At 43.7% G+C, this 19,561-nt stretch carries 21 protein-coding genes and 1 riboswitch; of the genes, 15 read left to right on the top strand and 6 right to left on the bottom strand.

The genetic code is table 11. The features are described 5' to 3' along the window. Positions 1 to 48 precede the first annotated feature (48 nt). The 5 genes from BN6539_RS20390 to BN6539_RS20370 all read left to right on the top strand — a co-directional run bounded on the left by BN6539_RS20390 (position 49) and on the right by BN6539_RS20370 (position 7,304). Positions 49 to 2,247, top strand: a complete 2,199-nt coding sequence (locus tag BN6539_RS20390; RefSeq protein ID WP_067542583.1) for a sensor domain-containing diguanylate cyclase — start codon at positions 49 to 51, stop codon at positions 2,245 to 2,247. A gap of 70 nt (positions 2,248 to 2,317) precedes the next feature. Continuing rightward, positions 2,318 to 2,986 (top strand): pentapeptide repeat-containing protein, encoded by a 669-nt coding sequence (locus BN6539_RS20385; RefSeq protein ID WP_182435525.1) that lies wholly within the window; start codon positions 2,318 to 2,320, stop codon positions 2,984 to 2,986. A gap of 91 nt (positions 2,987 to 3,077) precedes the next feature. Continuing rightward, the gene (locus tag BN6539_RS20380; RefSeq protein ID WP_067542578.1) at positions 3,078 to 4,817 is read left to right on the top strand and encodes an AMP-binding protein; all 1,740 of its coding nucleotides are present in this window, start codon (positions 3,078 to 3,080) and stop codon (positions 4,815 to 4,817) included. 14 nt (positions 4,818 to 4,831) lie between these two features. Further along, positions 4,832 to 5,989, top strand: a complete 1,158-nt coding sequence (locus BN6539_RS20375; RefSeq protein ID WP_067542574.1) for an iron-containing alcohol dehydrogenase — start codon at positions 4,832 to 4,834, stop codon at positions 5,987 to 5,989. 88 nt (positions 5,990 to 6,077) lie between these two features. Continuing rightward, positions 6,078 to 7,304 carry an ATP-binding protein gene (locus tag BN6539_RS20370; RefSeq protein WP_067542572.1) on the top strand — a complete coding sequence of 409 codons (1,227 nt, stop codon included), beginning with the start codon at positions 6,078 to 6,080 and terminating at the stop codon, positions 7,302 to 7,304. Between the two features lie 8 nt (positions 7,305 to 7,312). Here BN6539_RS20370 and ribH read toward each other — a convergent pair whose 3' ends face one another. From ribH to BN6539_RS20345, 5 genes are all read right to left on the bottom strand, one after another. Further along, the gene (ribH, locus tag BN6539_RS20365) at positions 7,313 to 7,780 is read right to left on the bottom strand and encodes a 6,7-dimethyl-8-ribityllumazine synthase (RefSeq protein WP_067542569.1); all 468 of its coding nucleotides are present in this window, start codon (positions 7,778 to 7,780) and stop codon (positions 7,313 to 7,315) included. A gap of 34 nt (positions 7,781 to 7,814) precedes the next feature. Beyond that, positions 7,815 to 9,020 carry a bifunctional 3,4-dihydroxy-2-butanone-4-phosphate synthase/GTP cyclohydrolase II gene (locus BN6539_RS20360; protein ID WP_067542567.1) on the bottom strand — a complete coding sequence of 402 codons (1,206 nt, stop codon included), beginning with the start codon at positions 9,018 to 9,020 and terminating at the stop codon, positions 7,815 to 7,817. 12 nt (positions 9,021 to 9,032) lie between these two features. Next, positions 9,033 to 9,680, bottom strand: coding sequence for a riboflavin synthase (gene ribE, locus BN6539_RS20355; protein ID WP_067542564.1), 648 nt, complete (start codon positions 9,678 to 9,680; stop codon positions 9,033 to 9,035). Continuing rightward, a complete protein-coding gene (gene ribD / locus BN6539_RS20350; protein WP_067542562.1) occupies positions 9,665 to 10,768 on the bottom strand; it encodes a bifunctional diaminohydroxyphosphoribosylaminopyrimidine deaminase/5-amino-6-(5-phosphoribosylamino)uracil reductase RibD in 1,104 nt (367 codons plus the stop codon). Before ribD ends, ribE begins: the two co-directional genes overlap by 16 nt. Positions 10,769 to 11,021: 253 nt before the next feature. Beyond that, a riboswitch (FMN riboswitch) is annotated at positions 11,022 to 11,138 on the bottom strand. 64 nt (positions 11,139 to 11,202) lie between these two features. Continuing rightward, on the bottom strand, positions 11,203 to 11,436 hold the full coding sequence (locus tag BN6539_RS20345; RefSeq protein WP_067542560.1) for a YlmC/YmxH family sporulation protein: 234 nt from the start codon (positions 11,434 to 11,436) through the stop codon (positions 11,203 to 11,205). Positions 11,437 to 11,494: 58 nt separating this feature from the next. On the opposite strand from BN6539_RS20345, the gene BN6539_RS20340 reads away from it, so the two are divergent. The 10 genes from BN6539_RS20340 (at position 11,495) to BN6539_RS20300 (ending at position 19,160) form a co-directional block, all read left to right on the top strand. After that, positions 11,495 to 12,187, top strand: a complete 693-nt coding sequence (locus BN6539_RS20340) for a ClpP family protease (protein ID WP_082907646.1) — start codon at positions 11,495 to 11,497, stop codon at positions 12,185 to 12,187. 71 nt (positions 12,188 to 12,258) lie between these two features. Further along, complete coding sequence (locus BN6539_RS20335; RefSeq protein WP_067542558.1) at positions 12,259 to 13,281, top strand: P-loop NTPase family protein; 1,023 nt, start codon at positions 12,259 to 12,261, stop codon at positions 13,279 to 13,281. A gap of 1 nt (position 13,282) precedes the next feature. Then, on the top strand, positions 13,283 to 14,497 hold the full coding sequence (locus tag BN6539_RS20330; protein WP_067542555.1) for a CpaF family protein: 1,215 nt from the start codon (positions 13,283 to 13,285) through the stop codon (positions 14,495 to 14,497). Further along, positions 14,478 to 15,227 carry a type II secretion system F family protein gene (locus BN6539_RS20325; protein ID WP_067542553.1) on the top strand — a complete coding sequence of 250 codons (750 nt, stop codon included), beginning with the start codon at positions 14,478 to 14,480 and terminating at the stop codon, positions 15,225 to 15,227. The genes BN6539_RS20330 and BN6539_RS20325 overlap by 20 nt, the downstream gene beginning before the upstream one ends. Beyond that, a complete protein-coding gene (locus tag BN6539_RS20320; RefSeq protein WP_067542551.1) occupies positions 15,217 to 16,212 on the top strand; it encodes a type II secretion system F family protein in 996 nt (331 codons plus the stop codon). The genes BN6539_RS20325 and BN6539_RS20320 overlap by 11 nt, the downstream gene beginning before the upstream one ends. Before the next feature lie 15 nt (positions 16,213 to 16,227). Continuing rightward, positions 16,228 to 16,362 (top strand): Flp1 family type IVb pilin, encoded by a 135-nt coding sequence (locus BN6539_RS22040; RefSeq protein ID WP_074038149.1) that lies wholly within the window; start codon positions 16,228 to 16,230, stop codon positions 16,360 to 16,362. A 1-nt stretch (position 16,363) separates the two neighbouring features. Further along, positions 16,364 to 16,672, top strand: a complete 309-nt coding sequence (locus BN6539_RS20315) for a hypothetical protein (protein WP_067542549.1) — start codon at positions 16,364 to 16,366, stop codon at positions 16,670 to 16,672. Further along, on the top strand, positions 16,669 to 17,889 hold the full coding sequence (locus tag BN6539_RS20310; protein ID WP_067542547.1) for a DUF5702 domain-containing protein: 1,221 nt from the start codon (positions 16,669 to 16,671) through the stop codon (positions 17,887 to 17,889). Before BN6539_RS20315 ends, BN6539_RS20310 begins: the two co-directional genes overlap by 4 nt. Beyond that, the gene (locus tag BN6539_RS20305; protein WP_067542545.1) at positions 17,867 to 18,631 is read left to right on the top strand and encodes a hypothetical protein; all 765 of its coding nucleotides are present in this window, start codon (positions 17,867 to 17,869) and stop codon (positions 18,629 to 18,631) included. The genes BN6539_RS20310 and BN6539_RS20305 overlap by 23 nt, the downstream gene beginning before the upstream one ends. Position 18,632: 1 nt before the next feature. Then, entirely contained in the window at positions 18,633 to 19,160 is a 528-nt protein-coding gene (locus BN6539_RS20300) for a DUF6382 domain-containing protein (RefSeq protein WP_067542542.1), read from the top strand. A gap of 45 nt (positions 19,161 to 19,205) precedes the next feature. Here BN6539_RS20300 and BN6539_RS20295 read toward each other — a convergent pair whose 3' ends face one another. Next, the gene (locus BN6539_RS20295; RefSeq protein WP_067542540.1) at positions 19,206 to 19,364 is read right to left on the bottom strand and encodes a zinc-ribbon domain-containing protein; all 159 of its coding nucleotides are present in this window, start codon (positions 19,362 to 19,364) and stop codon (positions 19,206 to 19,208) included. Positions 19,365 to 19,561: the final 197 nt, after the last annotated feature.

Below are 19,561 nucleotides of genomic sequence, written 5' to 3'. Positions count from 1 at the left end.
TAGAATGAGCATAACATAATGGAGCGATTCGTTATGCAGGAGGCCGCAATGGATTACAAACCAATACCGCTGAAAAGCAAAAACGATTTTTTTAAGAATATACCGGGCAGTGTCTATCATTGTCAAAACGATCAGTATTTTACTATGATAGACACCAATGAGGAATTTCTGGATTTGGTGGGTTTTTCTTGTGAAGAGATTGCCATGCGGTTTCAAAACCGACTCCTTGAGATGATACATCCCTTTGAAAGAGAGGATGTGATTATGAAGCTGGAGGAGAGGCTGTCCAACTGCTCCAAATGTACCTCAAATTATCGTATTCTATGTAAAGATGGCAGTTACAAATGGATTTTGGATCATTGCAGAATCGTCAAAGATGCGGAAAACCAGGAGACGATTATAGGCATCATGCTCGAAACGACGGAGATTGAAAACACGCGTGAAGCATTAGAACTGACTTTGGACCGTCATCGTGTGATCATGGAACAGACTTCCGATATTTTATTTGAATGGGACATTACTACTGACAAAGTCCTTTGCTCCTCACATTGGAAAGAAAAATTCGGCTATGAACTGGGCATTTATAAGCTTAGTGATTGTTATCAGCTGCCTTACCTTCATCCGGATGATTTGCCGAAAGTGGAGAAATTGTCACTGGAGATACAAAGCAGAAATCCGTATCTGACAACGGAGCTTCGCATTCGGCAAAAAGAAGGGGACTATCTGTGGTGCCGCATCCGTATTTCCAACCAATTTGATGAATGGGGATGTCTGAACAAAGTAATCGGCGTCATTCAAGATATTGATGAAGAGAAACGAATGATTGAAAATCTGCGCAGGCGTGCGGAAAGAGATGCTCTGACAGGCCTTTATAATCGGGCGGAAACGCAGAAACAGATTAAGAATTACCTGGAACAGAAACCAGATGAATACAGCGCGCTGTTTATGATCGACACAGATAATTTTAAACTAGTCAATGATAAGGGTGGCCACCTTTTTGGTGACGCTGTGTTGTCAGAGATTGCAGCAGGAATGAAAAAAATCGTTCGCAAAAGTGACGTTGTCGGCAGAATCGGAGGAGATGAATTTACAATTTTTATCAAGAATATTTCCTCCGCAGAGGCGGCCAAGGTAAAGGCCCAGCAGCTGCTTGATATTTTTCATCATCTTTTTGAAAAGGACAAACAGAGTGTTGCCGTCACTTGCAGTATCGGCATCGCCATGTATCCGCGGGACGGCATTGATTTTCAATCGCTGTACGGCTCCGCGGACCAGGCTCTATACGATGCAAAAAATCGTGGCAAGAACTGTTACACGATGTATGAAAAAAACGGCAGAGAAAGATTCCTCAACATACATAATTCCAGCCTGGGCGCGGCAATTGACTCTGACGTGAGAGTGTCAGAGACGGGGCCTGAAGATTTAGTCAACTACGTGTTTCAAATTTTATACGATACTGAAGATACGGATGAAGCCATCAGACTGCTGTTAGAGATTATCGGAAAACGATTTGAAGTGAGCCGGGCCTATATCTTCGAGAACACGGACGATGGAAAGTACTGTGATAATACTTATGAATGGTGCAGCGAAGGCATTTTGCCAGAAAAAGAGATGCTGCAGCATGTGTCATATGAAGATTTGGATTCCTATGCAGACTTGTTTAAAGAAGATGCCGTCTTTTATTGCCGGGACATCAGCAAGCTGACTTCGCCTGCACAGATCGCTTTATTTGAGCGTCAGCATATTTGTTCCACTTTACAGTGTGCAATGATGGAGAACAGCAGCTTTGTCGGCTTTATTGGCTTTGACGAGTGTACGGGAACCAGGCTTTGGACCAAGGAAGAGGTGGGAACCTTATCGAGAATTTCACAGATGCTGTCCACTTTTTTGCAAAAGAAAAGAGCCCAGGAAAGAGATCATCGGATAGTAAGCCAGCTGCGAAATATCTTGGACATGCAGGACGCATACATCTATGTGATAGATAAGAACAACTATAAAATATTATATTTGAATCAAAAGACGAAGCTGCTGGATGCAAGTGCTAAACCAGGCATGTTCTGCTACGAGGCATTCTTCGGCAGGACTTTGCCATGTGTTAGCTGTCCGCTGCTCCACGAGGAAGTAAAGGAAGTCTATAATCCGAAATATGAAGTGTGGACAAGAGTACATATCGAACCGTTTCAATGGGAGAAGGAAGATGCATACTTGATATCCTGCTACGATATCACTGCATATATGAAAGATTAAAATCAAAAAGACACCAGATCTGAGAAATGGGCCTGGTGTTTTATTACCTTTGATGATTAAGGAGAAGAGAATGACTGGATTTAGAATCAAACGTGTAAATCTACCGGCAGAATTGGAGCTGGCTGTTGATTTCAAGAATTTCGTAAGGTATAGCAGAGAAGAGGAGATGGATCTCATCGATTTGAAAGTAGAAGGCCATGTCATGGAAGAGGGGGACTTAGGGCAGTTGACCTTTGAGAATGTCTTTTTCGATCACTGTATGTTCACTGCTGTGTCCCTCTACAACTGCACCTTTAAAAATGTGTATTTTGAAGGCTGCACCTTTCCCAGCTGTAATTTTTCTCATAGCTGGCTGAATCAGTGCAAGTTCAGCAATTGCCAGATGAAAGGTGCTGATTTTAGCGAAAGCAGTATTTCCAATACAGAATTTACAGAATGTAATCTGAAATACGTGAATTTTACTTCGTCCAAATTAAACAATTGTGAGGTGAAGGAAAGTGATTTGTCCGATGCTTTTTTTGCAACCTGTTCTCTGAAGCAGATGAAGCTGGATCAATCACAGTTTATCAATACGGAATTTTTTAAGACGCCCTTAAAAGATCTGGATTTTACTACTTGTATCCTCGAAGGAATCAGCGTTTCAACGGAAGGCAATGAGCTGAAGGGGGCCTTGGTTAACGTTTATCAGGCGGCGGAACTTGCCAAACTTCTGGGAATTGTTATCAAAGAAGACCTATGATTTACCGCATAAAAATTGACAGCACACCTGGGAAATGGTACTCTATTAATATGGAAAGAAAGGGTAAATTTATATCACAGAGGTTGAATCAATGAAAGATTATAAGTTAGAAAAGAAATTTTATGAGTTCCGTGATCTGCGTGAGCTGCTTCGAACTTCCGCAGAAAAGTATCCGGACAAGGTTGCCTTTGTCACCAAGATCAAAGATAAAGGGACAAAAGAAGTAAACTATATCAATACCACCTATGCCAACATGTTTGAAACCATGGAGTATCTCGGTACGGCGTTGATAGAAAAGGGTTACCAGGATAAACGAATCGCCGTGATCGGTGAAAACAGTTATCACTGGTGTCTTTCATACTTTACTGCAGGCTGCGGCGTAGGTGTTGTCGTGCCTCTGGATAAAGGGCTGCAGAAGGAGGAATTGGAAAGCTGTCTCAACAGGAGCAATGCAGAAGTTATCTTCTACGACAAAAAGCAAGCGAAAGTGATTGAACAGATTTACAAGGACCAGACGACAAACCTTTCACTTCTGATCGCCATGGACTTTGCGTCTCAAGAAGGTGAGAACATGATGAACCTGATCGATATGGGGCAGAAGCTGGTTGAGAATGGCGATAGAAGATATTTGGACGCAGAAATTGATCCTGACGCCCTGGGATTCCTTCTGTTTACATCAGGAACGACACAGCAGTCCAAAGCCGTCATGCTCTCACACAGAAACTTCATGAGCTGCAACTACGGCATGAACTGTGAAGAATTGTTTTTTCCCGACGATGTCAATATGATGATTCTGCCCCTGCATCACTGCTATGGAATGTCAGGTCTTTTGACCTTCCTGTCTCAGGGCATGAAAAACTGCTTCAGCGACGGACTTAAGTACATCACCATGAACATGAAAGAATATGGCGTATCGGTTATCATGAGTGTACCTCTTCTTTTGGAAAGTATGTACAAGAAGATCAACAAAGCCATCGAATCCCAAGGGATGGAAAGTAAGATTCAGTTTGCTCTGAAAGTCTGTCAGACTAGCGAAAAGGTGGGGATCAATCTTAGGAGAAGGATGTTCAAACCGATTATCGATCAATTGGGCGGCAGAATGCGCTTCATCATCAATGGTGCAGCAGCCCTGGACCCTGTCGTTTCAAAAGGGCTTAATGACTTCGGCATCCTGACCGTTCAAGGTTATGGATTGACAGAAACCTCACCGACCATTTCCAGCGAAACTTACCGTTATCTCAAACCTGGCTCAACGGGAAAACTGATGCCCAATGTGGAGGGCAGGATTCTCGAACCCAATGAAGAAGGCATCGGCGAACTGATTGTTCGCGGCGACAATGTGATGCTGGGTTATTATGACAACCAGGAAGCGACTGACGAGGTCATCAAGGATGGCTGGCTCTATACAGGAGATTTGGCCTATTTTGATGAAGAGGGTTATCTATTTATCTGTGGAAGAAAGAAAAATGTCATCGTCATGAAGAACGGAAAAAATGTCTTTCCGGAAGAAATTGAAAACTTGATTAACGTGCTTCCTTATGTAGAGGAAAGTATGGTATTTACCAGAGAAAAGGCCAACGATTTCGTTTTATGGGCAAAAGTCGTCTACGACAAGAACTATCTGACAGAAAACGATATGACCTTTGAACAGCTGCAGGCGTTATTTGATCAGGATATGACAGAGATCAATGCCGGTATGCCAGCTTATAAAATGGTTAAGAAATATTACTTGTCTGATAAGCCAACAATCAAAACGACCACAGCAAAGACAAAACGAGCTGATGAAATGAAAGAAATTCTAAAAGAGCTGACGGAACTGCAGCTGATTTAATCGAGGAGGACAATATGCAGAACTTTAATTATTCGATCCCGACGAAAGTTTATTTTGGCAAAGGACAGATTAAGAAGCTTTCAAAAATATCCCAGTTTGGGACTAAAGTTCTTATGGTTTACGGCGGAGGAAGTATCAAAGGCAACGGTATCTATGATAAGGCTGCGGCAGTTTTGAGAGAGAGCGGTGTCAGCTTTTTTGAGCTGTCAGGTGTTGATCCCAATCCTCGGATCGAAACCGTCGCTCTGGGCGCGAAGTTATGTAAGGAGAAAGAAATAGATGCTGTTTTGGCAATTGGAGGCGGCAGCACCATCGACTGTGCGAAGATGATTGCAGCGGCAGCAAAATATGACGGGGATCCTTGGGACCTGGTCTTAGACGGCAGCAAAATAAAAGACGCATTGCCAATTGTCACCATTCTTACTTTGGCTGCGACTGGATCTGAAATGGATGGATTTGCAGTGATATCCGATATGGATAAAAACGATAAGCTGGATACAGCCAGTGAATTGATTAAACCGGCGTTTTCAATCCTCGACCCTAAGTTTACTTACAGCGTATCGCAGAAACAAACTGCGGCCGGTACAGCGGATATCATGAGCCATGTCTTTGAAGTGTATTTTACTAGAGAGAAAGACGCTTTTCTGCAGGCCAGAATGTGTGAGGCCGTGCTGAAGACTTGTATTAAATATGGACCTGCGGCTATGGAAAATCCAGAGGATTATGACGCGAGAGCTAATTTGATGTGGGCCTCCAGCCTGGCGATCAACGGACTTCTGTCGTATGGCAGTGATGTGCAGTGGTGCGTTCATCCTATGGAACACGAACTCAGTGCATTTTACGATATTACCCATGGCGTCGGACTTGCCATTTTGACTCCGGTATGGATGGAATATGTATTGTCGGAGGCGACCATAGACAAATTCGTCGAATTTGGTATCAACGTATGGGGAATCGACGCAGAAAGAGAACCGCGGCAGATCGCAGAGGAATCCATTGACCGGACCAGAGCCTTCTTTGCGCAATTAGGACTTCCAAGAACTTTGGCTGACGTGGGCATCGGAGAAGAGAATCTGTCGAAAATGGCGGATAAGCTGGACGGATTGTTTACTGATACATACATCCCATTGACAGGTAATGAAGTATTAGAAATTTATAGACGCGCTTTATAATATTACAACACACAGACCATGAAAGACCTTGTACCGGATAAGATATCTGGTACAAGGTCTTTTGGAAGAGAGATGGAAAGGAGGAGCTATGGAATATATCACCAGGAGTATTGAACAGAGTTTCCTTGAGGCAAATAGAACATACAAAGTCGTTTTAGTGGTGGGAGCGGAACAGATTGGAAAGACCACCATGATGAAACACTTGTCCCAAGGTCAAAATCGCACTTATGTATCCCTTGATGATCTGCATCCGCGGACTTTGGCGGATACTGAACCCGATCTGTTCTTCGAGATTTTCAGACCGCCCGTTATCATCAACGAAATACATTTTGCACCGTCAATTCTACATAAAATGAAAGAAATTTGCGAGCAGAGTGAAGAGTCGGGATTGTTCTGGCTGGCTTGTCCGCCCAAGGCAGCTTTTATAAAAGACGCTAAGGACATACTGGGCAGCAGCGTTGTCGTTTTAGAAATGTATGGCTTGTCAATGAGAGAGAAGAAGAACCTTGCCTTGGAAGCGCCACTCCACTTTTCTTATGACGAAATGAAGGTTAGAGAACGATTGGCGCCGAAGAAAAATTCTGCAGAGACGTTTCGTCACATTTGGCGGGGTGGCCTGCCAGATATGATCGATATCTCACAGAAAAATAAAACAAAACGTTTTTGGCATTACTTTTACGAAGGGCTGATGTATCAGGTGCAGCAGAGTAAAAAGGTCAAACACCTTACGGAATTCAGCGATTTTCTCTCTGCCTGCGCCGTAAACATCTGTAAGGTTCTTTCTGTGAGGCGGCTGGCACAAGCGTCAGGCGTTTCCTGTCCGACAGCTACCAAATGGCTGCAGCTTTTGATTGATATAGGGGTCATATATCTGTTGGAACCGTATGAGAATGATGAAATACCGCGTTTGATCGGTAGGCCGAAGCTGTATTTTACTGATACGGGGCTCTGTTCCTATATTTCTAATTGGAAGACGCCGGAAGAACTGATGTATGGAGCAGAAAGCGCAGCCTATTTTGAGAATTTTGTCATCATGGAACTTGTAAAGAATTTCGCAAACCGAAGTGACGGCATAAAGCTGCGTTTTTTGCGAGACTGCAATTGCCGGGAAATTGATGTTGTCGTCGTTGCGGGAAGAAAACTTCATCCTTTTGAAATCGATAAAGCCGCGGCCCCTTGGAGAGACGTGACAAAGAAGTTTTCACTCTTTGACGAAAAGTCTATCATCAGAGGCAGCGGCGGTATTATATGTTCTTGTAAAGAAGTTGAACTGATCGACGAGCAGGATTATCTTCTTCCTTGTCATCTTCTCTAAAGAGAAGATCAACTCTCGATTTCGTTGATCAGGTTCACCATTTCGATGGCGCCTACTGCGCAGTCGTAACCCTTATTTCCGGCTTTCGTGCCAGCACGCTCGATGGCTTGCTCGATGTTGTCAGTAGTGAGGATTCCGAACATGACGGGCATATCAGCGTGCAATGAGACCGATGCGATGCCCTTTGATACTTCGGAGCATACGAAGTCGTAGTGAGACGTATTTCCTCTAATGACGGCGCCCAGGCAGATGACTGCGTCATATTTCCCGCTATTTACCATCTTCTGTGCAATGAGTGGTATTTCAAATGCGCCGGGACACCAAGCTACCTCAATTTGGTCCTCGTGGACATCGTGGCGTTTTAGTCCGTCTAAAGCGCCGCCAAGCAGCTTGGATACGATAAATTCGTTGAATCTGGCACAGACGATGCCCACCTTTATTTCTTTTGATACTAATTTTCCTTCATATACTTTCATTGAAAAACCTCCTTCGCCGGGACGTCCGGCATCGTTAATAATTTAGAATATGGCCCATTTTCTCTTGTTTTGTCTTCAGGTAGAAGAGATCATGGGTTGTAGCCGGCATTTCAATCGGTACACGATGGGTAATCTCCATGCCGAATTCCTTCAGTTCGTAAATCTTCTGCGGATTATTGGTCAGCAGACGCAGTGTCTTCGCACCCAGATCTTTTAATATCTGAGCGCCGATGTAGTATTCCCGCAGATCGCCGGCAAAACCCAGCGCCAGGTTGGCTTCTAAAGTGTCCATTCCTTGATCTTGCAGTTCATAAGCCTTCAGCTTATTGATGAGGCCGATCCCTCTGCCTTCTTGACGCATGTAAAGCAAAATGCCTCTGCCTTCCTTTTCAATCTGCATCAAAGCGGCAGAAAGCTGCTGCCCGCAGTCACATTTAGTAGAACCGAAAGCGTCTCCGGTCAGGCACTCGGAGTGTACTCGACAGAGCAGATCCTCTCCGTCTTTGATGTCGCCTTTGACCAGGGCGATATGGTGTTCTCCATTGAGCTTGTTCACATAACCGTGAGCGACAAAGCTTCCGAATTTTGTCGGCAGCTTGGTGACGGCAACACATTCGACCAGTTGATCGTGTTTTTTTCTGTATTCCTGCAGGTCTTTGATGGTGATGAATTTGATATCGTGCTTTGCCGCCAATTCTTTCAGTTCTGGCGTGCGCATCATGGTGCCGTCATCTCTCATGATTTCACAGCAGAGACCGCACTCCTCCAGGCCGGAAAGCCTCATCAGATCAACCGTTGCTTCAGTATGGCCATTTCGTTCCAAAACGCCGTTTTTCTTTGAAAGTAGCGGAAACATGTGACCAGGCCGCCTGAAGTCTTCTGGTTTTGCGTCTTTATCGACACATTTTCTGGCAGTAAAACCTCTTTCTTCAGCAGAAATGCCGGTAGTCGTTTCTACATGGTCGATGGAGACCGTAAAGGCAGTGCTGTGATTGTCGGTGTTTTCTTCAACCATCTGAGGAAGCTGGAGCTTGCGGCAGATTGCTTCGCCCATAGGCATGCAGATCAGTCCTTTGCCATATTTGGCCATAAAGTTTACGTTTTCTGTGGTGGCGGCCTCTGCGCTGCAGATGAAATCGCCCTCGTTTTCTCTGTCTGGGTCGTCTGTGCAGAGGATGATTTTTCCCTGACGCAGATCCTCTAAAGCCTCTTCGATGGTATTGAATTTAAAATCCTTCATAGTTACCTCCTATTAAAATCCGTTTTCTATTAAAAAATTTTCCGTAATTTTGCTCTCTTCTTGTGCGTTCTTTCCAAACTGCATAAAGCGCTCCACGTACTTTCCAATGCAGTCATTTTCCAAATTGATCGTATCGCCTGCTTTTTTTTCTGACAAGATGGTCTCTGTCAGAGTATGGGGGATAATGGAAACACTGAAAGTCTCCCTTGTGACCTTGGCTACCGTAAGGCTGATTCCATCAATGGCGATGGAGCCTTTCTCAATAATATAGCGCAGGAGCTGTTTTTCACATGTTATCGTATACCAGATTGCATTGGCATCTCTCTTTAGGCTGGTGATTTTTCCCGTTCCATCGATATGACCGCTGACAATATGTCCGCCAAATCTGCCGCAGGCAGCCATTGCCCGCTCCAGATTTACGTGACTGCCCGGCTTTAAACAACCGAGAGAGGACCGGTTCAAGGTTTCATGCATCACATCAGCAGTGAAACCGGCTTCATCAAAGGAGGTGACGGTCAGGCAGACGCCATTGACGGCGATGCTGTCTCCCAGACGGATGTCCTCCAATATTTTTTGACATTGAATACTGAGTACCGCGGCAGCTGCGATTTTATTGACGGCGCCTATGGTGCCGATTTCTTCTATCATTCCTGTGAACATGGCAATACCTCGCTTTCTATCAGAATGTCGTCGCCCATTGCAGTGAATTTTGGATTGACCAGCTGATATGCTTGGCTGGGAAGGGCAACACCCACTCCAGCTACGGGTGTCTTGGCCGTTTCGCCGCCGAAAATCTTCGGAGCGATATAAGTCTGTACTTTGTTTACGATACCAGCCTCTAAAGCGGACCAGTTTAAGGCCCCGCCGCCTTCCAGCAGAATACTGTCAATGCCGTCCGCAGCTAAGTCTTTCATCAGATGGGGCAGGGAGAGGTGGTTATCTGCTGATAGGGGAATTTCTAAGATACGGCAGCCCTGGTCAATGTAGGGCTGCTGTCTGCCCTTATCCCTGCAGGAAGTAGCGATGATGGTGGCAGCTTCTGCGGTGGTAGTGACAACCTTGGCAGTAATAGGGATTGTCAGCTGGCTGTCGCAGATAATGCGGATGGGGTGTTTACCGCCGTTTATTCTGCAGGTCAGCAGGGGATCGTCTTTGATGATTGTCCCTTTGCCCGCCATGATGGCCGCATAGTGATGCCGGTCTCTATGCACATTTTCCCGCGCTTTTTCACCAGTAATCCATTTTGATGCTCCCGTAACGGTGGCAATTTTGCCGTCCATAGTCATGGCATATTTCATGACCACATAGGGCGTCTGATGGGTGATAAAGTGAAAAAACACCGGATTTAAAGCATCACATTCCTCTTTCATAAAATCTGTCGTTACCTCGATACCGGCATCCTGGAGCATTTTGACCCCTTTACCGCTGACGAGGGGATTAGGATCACGCGAGCCGATAAAAACCTTTGACAGGCCACCTGCGATGATCGCCTCCGTGCATGGCGGCGTCTTGCCGTAGTGACAGCAGGGTTCCAGGGTGACGTACATGACAGCGCCTTTCGGATCTTCTGTACATGAGGCCAGCGCGTTCCTCTCAGCGTGAAGCTGTCCGTATTTTTCATGATAACCACGACCGATGATGCGGTCTTCTTTTACGATAACTGCGCCCACCAAAGGGTTGGGATTGGTAAATCCTCTTGCTTTTTCTGCCAGCTCTATTGCCAGCTCCATGTATTTTCTATTGCTCATGACAGTACCTCCTTATGCGGGAGCATTTTCAAAGTGCAGCGGCGGCAAATGCCGGCTAAATATATCTGCAAAAATAAATACCCTGAAACCGATGGGTTTCAGGGCGGGTATTGTTCTATGTACCATGTCAATTCGTCTAAAAAGAATCGCAGGTCATAACAAAAATTACTGTTCTCTACAAAAAACATAAGCTCTGGAAATATAAAAATTCCAGAGCAAATAAATTAAGTAAACAAAAACATATCACTTTTGTTTCTATCTTCTTCCATCCAGACTATACTGTCGGTTTTGGAATCTCACCAAATCTTGCGCTAAAGCGCTCGCGGACTATACCGCCGATCGGGAATTTCACCCTGCCCTGAAGATCATTTTATGTACTTTTCAACTAACACGAATTGTATACCCAGTTTTAGAATTTGTCAATCTTTTTTTTATCAAGATCTGAAAATAATGATATCCTCGCCAATTTTTACGATGGATTCCCATGGCAGCTGCATGGTATCATGAGCACTGGAGAACCTGCTTTTTCCTTGAAGATTGGGTACCAGCAGCGCTTTAATTTTTCCGTCGCTTTCGTTAAAGAGCATTTCTGCGTCCCAAAATGATCCGTGGCGGCTTCCTTTCGTCAAATCGATGACTTCTTTATCGCCAATTTCGCTTAACAGCATAAATCACACATCCTTTGCAAATAATATACTTAAATTTTACGATGAAAGGGCGAAAGATATGAGTGAAGAAAAAGAAAAAAAGAGTACAGGTGAAGAAAAAGATACAGAATCTGTAGATTTGATTAAAGAATTAGGTCTGTTGTCAACCGGCAGTACTTTTAAAAGTGATTTCCAGTATATCAATATCATAGGGAGTATTGAGGGACATACGGCGCTTCCTACTGACAACAAGACGACAAAGTATGAGCACCTGATCCCTCAACTGGTTGCAGTAGAGGAGAACCCAGAAATCAAAGGGCTGCTGCTGATTTTAAATACCGTAGGCGGTGACGTAGAAGCAGGACTGGCTTTAGCGGAGCTGATTGCCTCTCTCTCCAAACCGACAGTGACACTGGTCATTGGAGGCGGTCATAGCATCGGCATTCCGTTGGCAGTATCCTCAAATTATTCTTTTGTTGCAAAGACTGCGACTATGACCATGCATCCGATCAGAACCAGCGGAACATTGATTACGGCAGACGCAACATTCGAGTATATGAGAAGGACACAGGAGCGCGTAGTAGATTTTATCGTGGAGCATTCCAACGCTGTCAAAGAGGACGTAGAAGCAAAGATGAACCAGACTGGAAACATGTCTAACGATGTGGGTACCGTTCTCTTCGGACCAGATGCAGTGAAAATGGGACTAGTCAACGAAATTGGCGGGCTGAATGACGCATTGGCAAAGTTGAAAGAACTAGCAAAAAACTAAAAAAATAGAAAAATATGGTTGACATATTTTTACAAAAATGATATTCTATCCTCAGAGAAAGGAGGAAGAATATGGAAATAATTAAAGTAGGCATTTATCACGACGACAGAGTCTTTGCCAGAGCCTTGGCAATTGGACTTGCCAGGGAAAGCAGGACGATCCATTTTGTTCTTATCAACAATATGGATTCAAAAGAAGAACTGGATATGATTCTGTCGTCTAGGGAAAGTGACAATCCGAAAGTTGTACAGCTGGTGCAGAATCAGGAACTGAAACAGCGAGACGCCACTCCCTATCGGCTTTTCCAATATGAGGAAAGCCGCAGCTTGATAGATGACCTGCTTTTTATTTATTTTAAAATGACAGGTCGAGTTCTGGAATACAGAGGGACAAGTAAATGCCGCTTGCTGACTTTTGCCTCTGACGCCGGCGGGAGCGGGACCACAATGATATGCATTTCCGCAGCAAAGATGCTGTATCGCACCTATGGCAGTCGGATTCTTTATCTGAATCTCTGTCCCATAGATGATTCGAAGAAATATCTCAAAAGTGATGGCAGTACCAGTCTGCTGAAGCTGCTCTATTATATCGATACCGGAAAAGATTTTCCCTTAGAGAGCTTTATCACGAAGGAAGAGGAATTCGATTACATAAACACCGGCGTGATGAACGCTTATTTTAACGATATCAAACCTGCCTTGATGTCACAACTTTTAAAAAAAGTGGATGGGCTGGGCGAGTACGATTATCTTCTGCTTGACATAGGCAGCCATCTTAGCAGGGAGAATAAGACCGTCTTAGAAAATTCAAATCTAGTCGTATTTGTTCACCGCTGGCAGAATCATGAACCTGCAGCTTATTATGAAAACATTTCCCAGGCAATAAGGAAAAAAGCAGACGGATCGAAGCTTTTAGTCATAGAGAATTTTGCTGGAGACGATTGGCGCCAAGAATCTGATGAAGAAATATGGATTTCTAAAGACCCGGAAGCTGTTCAGCTAGACCAAAAAGAAGGGGTACTAAACGTTGACTTGTCGAGGAATTATGGCGTTGAAATTGCAGCCATAGCGAAAAGAATTGCGGAGGATATTTAAAGTGTTACAGACAAATAAAGAGATATTAGAAGAGCAGATTCAATGTGTGAAAGATAAAATCCTAGCGTTGAACGATAATCTGCAGACCCTTGAGGCCATGGAATTAATTGAAGACACAGTCTTAGACGACGACTATGACCTGGAACTGCAGGAGTATGAGGAACTGATCAAAAAGGTGTATGCTAAGACTAGAAGCAAACTGGGGATGCTGGAACCTTATATCAATGACGAATCTATTAATGAAATCATGGTTAACGGAAAGGATCACTTTTTCTTTGAGGATAGCGATGGAATCGGTTTTGTCTTTGACTGCTTTGACTCCACAGAGGAGTTGGAAGAAATTATCAGAAATATTGCTGCCGGCGTACATAGGGAAATCAATGAAATGAATCCGATACTCGATGCAAGACTGGCAGACGGTTCTCGTGTCAATGCAGTCTACAAAAACGTTGCTGTGGACGGACCTGTTCTGACTATAAGAAAATTTTCTAAAGATCGGATTACCATCGATGAAATGGTGGGACATGGTACTCTGACTCGTGAGTGTGCTGATTTCCTCAAAACTCTCGTGGAATGCGGTTATAATATTTTTGTCAGTGGAGGTACGTCCTCTGGAAAGACAACTTTTCTCAATGCGTTGTCTGACTATATTCCCCAGGAAGAAAGGGTCATCGTCATTGAAGACTCTACGGAGCTGCAGCTAGAAAGGATTGAAAATCTGGTTCAGATGGAATGCCATAATGCGAATACTATGGGACAGGGGCAGATTTCGATGGATATGCTGATCAAGACCAGCCTGCGGATGCGGCCTGATCGAATCATCGTTGGAGAAGTCAGAGGCCGAGAAGTAGCCGATATGCTGCAGGCGATGAATACTGGCCACGATGGAAGTATGTCGACTGGCCACGGAAATTCTGTAGCCGGTATGCTCAGACGTCTGGAGGCGATGTATTTGATGTCAGCCCAAATTCCCATGGACGCTATCAGAGCCCAGATTGTGGAGGGGATCGATATCATGGTACATTTAGGCCGCTTGGAAAATGGCAATCGAAGAGTTATCGAGGTGCAAGAACTGCTGGATTTTGAAAATGGAAAGTATGTTCTCAATCCGTTATTTGCGCTGGACGGTGATATGGAGCTAGTCAGTACAGGCAACAGGATTCGCAGCAGAGGAAAACTGCTTCTGAAGGGAATGGATGATGATTGCAGATTATAGCGTCTATAGGCCTTCGAAAAAGGAACGGCTGCGATTTTCTATCATACTTTTCTGTGCAGTGCTGGGAGCCAGCTATGTGTTTTACGCATCCTTTATTCCGCTGTTGCTGTATCCGCTGATCTATTACAGAGCGGAAAAGATGTATTGCGACTATTTGGCAGAAAGACGAAAAGCTGCACTTCTGCTCCAGTTCAGAGATTTGCTGTACAGTTTATCAGCGTCTTTAGCTACAGGCAGGCATATGGCGGAGGCGCTTGAAGAAGCAGAAGAAAGTCTGCGGGATATTTACGGCGGCGACAGTGAACTTCTTGGTGAAGTAAAGGATATGATCCGAAAAATGAAAGAAACTGGCGAGAGTGATCTTGCAGTCATAGAGGACTTTGCCAGAAGGGCCGCATTGGAAGATGTAGAGGATTTTACAGAAGTTTTCAGAGCTTGCCGAGAGACCGGCGGAAATCTGGTTTCGGCAGTCAACAAAGCCGCAACCGTAATAGGTGAAAAAATAAATATTGAAAGAGAAATTAAGGCCATGGTTATGCAGAAAAAGTATGAGGGAAGAATTATTACCATTATGCCGGTGGCAATCATTCTCTTCCTGCAAATCATGTCTCCTGACTATCTGCAGGTCATGTACTCTACTGCTGCAGGCAGAATTCTAATGAGTCTGGCCCTTGCAGCAATCGTTATCGCCTATTTTATGATAGAAAGGATTACTAGCATTGAAGTCTGAAATAAAAGCGAAATGGAGAGAATTTCTGAAATTTTGCAGAGATAATAGAAAAACGACCTTGCTCGTTCTGGCAGCAGTATTGCTGATAACAGTGCTACAGATTGCCAGCTTTTTCAGCAGATCTGGCAGTTATATCACGGATGAAAATGGGCGGATTATAGCCATTGCTAGAGAAGATGCCGATGAAGTTCTGTCTGTACCCGTGAAAGTGAAAGCCGTCCGCGGCAGCCTGCAAACGGAGCAAAACTTGATACTCTCTCTTTCCGGCAAAGAAAAAGCCGCCAGCAGGAAGGCAGAGAGCATGAGTGAGGAAGAACAGCTTATGGCACAAATTAAATCTCTTGCCAGTGAACTCGAACAGAGCGGCGAGGAGAGAGTCAGACTTCCCAGCCGTCTTGAGGATGGAACGCACATCCTTTGGTACAGAGAAAGGAACAGACCTTCCTTTGCAGCATGCTTGCTTTTTCCACTAATCATGTTTTTGCTTTACAAAGACAGCCTGCAGAAAAAACACAGCCTGGAGAAACGTAAAGCGGAGGTCGTCCGCAAATCTTTGCCTGGCTTTAATAACCAACTGCTGCTCCTTCTAAACAGCGGACTCATTTTTTATGACGCTTTTGGACGAATTGCAGAGGGGTATGAAAGGCGACAAGACGAAAAGACTTTTTTTACAGAGATGATTGCAGAGATTAAGAAAAAATCAACCCTGGCAGGCAACAGCCTTGTCACAGTATTGGATGATTACGGAAAGCGGCTTGCAATCAAAGAATTCACGAGAATTACGAGTATCATTACCGACAATCAATATAAAGGGGTAAATTTGACAGAAAAACTGGAATCTGAGAGTGATATTCTATGGACCCAGAGAAAAAAAATTGCAGAGGAAAAGGGTCGCATTGCCGAAACAAAACTGACTTTTCCACTGGCTTTATTGCTTTTAGTTTTAATATTGATTACGGCCGCGCCGGCCATAATGGAGATGTAGATAGGAGGGATAGAAATGCTGAAAAGTAAGAAAGGAATGGAATTAGTCCAAGTGGCTATCTTAATTGCACTTGCAGTGGCTCTAGGACTGATTTTTAAAACTGAGATCACAGAGTTTGTCGATAATACTTTTAAAGGACTTAACGGATGAGATGAATAAGAGAGGTGAGGAAATCGTCGAAGCGGTAATGGTGCTGCCGATTTTAATTCTGACCATTTTGAGCCTGATATTATTGATCGTTTACTATTTTTCCTGCTTGAACACGCAAGTCAGTCTGCACAAACAGTTGATACAAGATGCGATGTACAGCAAGGCTATCTTCGAAATCGAAAATAAAACAGAAGAAACCTCATCGGAGATAGGCGGCGTCGTCAGCATGGTCATGAGTAAGAAACTTGCGGGCAGAATTTATAGGATCAACGAAGCAGATCTGATTCGGGCAGGAGAAATGATGCAATGAGCAAGGGAATAGATATCAAAAAGAGGAAGGGATCTGTCACGGTTTTTGTCATGATTTTCTTTGTGACACTGGTCTCCATGATCTTCATCTTTATAGATGTTTCTAAAAAAATAGCAGTCAATGGTTCCACAGATGCTCTTGCTAGTGTCTGGGGCAATTCCATACTGGCAGAGTATGATTTGAATTTACAGAAACGCTATAACATCTTTGGATTTTATGGATTACCATCGGATGTCAATAAAAAACTGGATTTCTATGCAAAGGAATCTTTTGAAGAGAAGAAATACATAGACTACGAAGGCGTTTCCTCCAGCTTATACGAATATTCCCTTGCCAATGCAGATGTAATGAAAAAGCAAATTATCAAGGCGGGAATCATAGCGGCTACCGAGAAGTTTATAAAGCCGTCAAAAGAAATAGAGTCTGCCGGAGAATTGGAACCAGGGACGATTCGCAATCAAGTGATTTTGTCGAACTTGCCTTCGTCCGGCTCATCGAAGAGCATTTCAGTAAGTAAAATAACAGACATGCTGAAAAATGCTGATTCCTTTGCAGACGTTATGAAAAAAACAGGAGACGAACTCTTTGAAAAACAATACATCTTTGCATATTTCAAAGAGCAGTCAAATTCTAAAGATTTAGGGAAGACCTTTTTCCAGAATGAAATTGAGTATATCATCTGTGGAAAGTCGTCTGATGCCGCTAACGCCAGATCAATAAGAAATAAAATCATTGCAGTGAGGGAGGCCCTTAACTTTGTCTATCTTAACAAAGACCCAAAGAAAAGCGCAGAAGCTATGGCAGCGGCTCAGCTTCTGACGCCGGGTCCGGCAGCGATTGCAACTCAAAAAGCGCTGCTGGCGGCATGGGCATTAGCCGAGAGCATTAACGACTATAAACTATTAGTTGATCTTCACAAAGTACCTTTGATGAAAAGTGAAGCCACCTGGGCAATAGACCTTGATTCTGTCGTTGCTAATACCAGTGATAAATACGTATATACGGGAGTGGATCAAGGCCAAACCTACGAAGATTTTCTCAGCCTCTTTACCTATGCTGTGGATGAGCGGGTTCGTCTTTTGCGGATTATGGATTTGATACAGATTAACATGAAGTACCTGTATTACCGTACTTTTTCCCTGAAGGAATACAGCGGCGGCCTGCGCTTTCTCATGAAAGTAAACGGAGTAGAACATGTTGTGGTTAAAGAATACTAAAAAGGGCAGTTATATTGTGGAATCCGTCATCGTAATTCCAATTTTTATCATGGCTGTGGTTATGCTGATGTCCATCATACCTATCATCGCTACTTGCGAAAATGTAAATTACGCCGTAGCGGATGAAACGCATCTGGAATGTATTAAAACTGCCTTTCGCAAGAATCCGGCCGCATTACCAGCTGCCGTCAAGCATAGAATTTATAAAGAAAATCAGAATCTCAACACGTATCAGACTAGTTTTTATCGTTATCTCTATACGGCAAAGGGCATTGATCATTTGATATCCTTGGACTTCCATGTGAACTTTCAAGAGAAAAATCCCTTAGGATTGTTTAGTTCTGTTACGTATAACGGAAAGATAACAGCCAGAGCATTTAGCGGACATTTGCAGAAAGAAGCGCCTGCAGAGAAGAAGGAGTTCGAGGAAGAAAAGGAATCCCATATTGTATATATCTTCCCTGAGTGGGGAAAACGGTATCATAATCGAAGCTGCACCTATGTAAAGTCTAACTGTCAAATGGTATATTTATCACAAGATACGAAGAAAAAATATACCCCGTGTAAATTGTGCGAAGCAAAAGATGCCCTGGTTGGCAGCCCCGTATTCTGCTTTCGTGCGAGCGGGGAGGTTTATCATCTTTCAGGCTGCAGAACGATAGATAAGTATTATATTGAGATTGAAAAAGAGGAAGCAGAGAAGAAAGGGTATACCCCTTGTTATAAGTGCGGAGGTGTCTGAAATGACTGCAAACATTGAGATAATATATGAGAATCACAAACTAGAGAACTACATTATGGATATGTTGACCCTCAAGACTTGCAAGCTCTTCTTACCTGCGGCATTCATCAAAACGGAGGAGAATGTCATAGCCAGCTATCAGACGGAGGGCTGCTGTAAACTGTCCAGTCTCAAGGAAATTGATACAGAAGATATTTTGAGTATCGTATTGTCGCTTCTTTTGGGCATAGACGATGCACAGCGCCACTATATCTTTCCCAATGAATACGAAATCAATAGGGATCGTATCCTCGTACAAAAAGGGCTGCATCAGGCCAAGTTAGTCTTCATACCAGAAAAGCAGGACATTTCGATGGCGGATAAAATCGCGTTTCTTTTGGAAGAATTGAAAGAAACTGCCCATGAAGAGGGTAAGGAATACCTGGATGATGCAATAGCCTTTATCCGAAAGGACACCTTTGGCAGCAAAGCTGTGATTCATCACTTAGAGAAGCTGCGCAAGGAGGTTTACCTCTGCGGGGTGAAATGAACATCAAAAAAGACTGTTTCGGAAGAAGCAGTCTTTTGCTTAAGCTTATCTAAAATTTCTTTTTTCAGCTTTTTTCTTGTCTCTGCAAACCTTGCATCTTTTCGGCTCATTATCGAAGCCTTTTTCTTTGTAAAATTCCTGTTCGCCCACAGTGAAAGTGAATTCACATCCACAGTCCTGACAGATTAAAGTCTTGTCTTCCATCGTGCTTCCTCCTATGAATATTTATATTAAAGTAATGGAAATCGATATTCATAAATAGGGAACTCGACTGATTAAATTAATACGGTTTCATTATAACTTTTTTTTGAGAAGATGTCTACTTTTTTCTTTGGCGCATATGCTGTAATGATTCCCTAATCTATCGGCGTCAGCCGCAAGGTAGGAATCATTGAATCATG

The organism is Emergencia timonensis, assembly GCF_900086585.1.
Classification (GTDB): Bacteria; Bacillota; Clostridia; order Peptostreptococcales; family Anaerovoracaceae; genus Senimuribacter; species Senimuribacter timonensis.
Note: the sequence above shows the minus strand (reverse complement) of the source record. Positions and strands in the feature narration are given on the sequence as shown.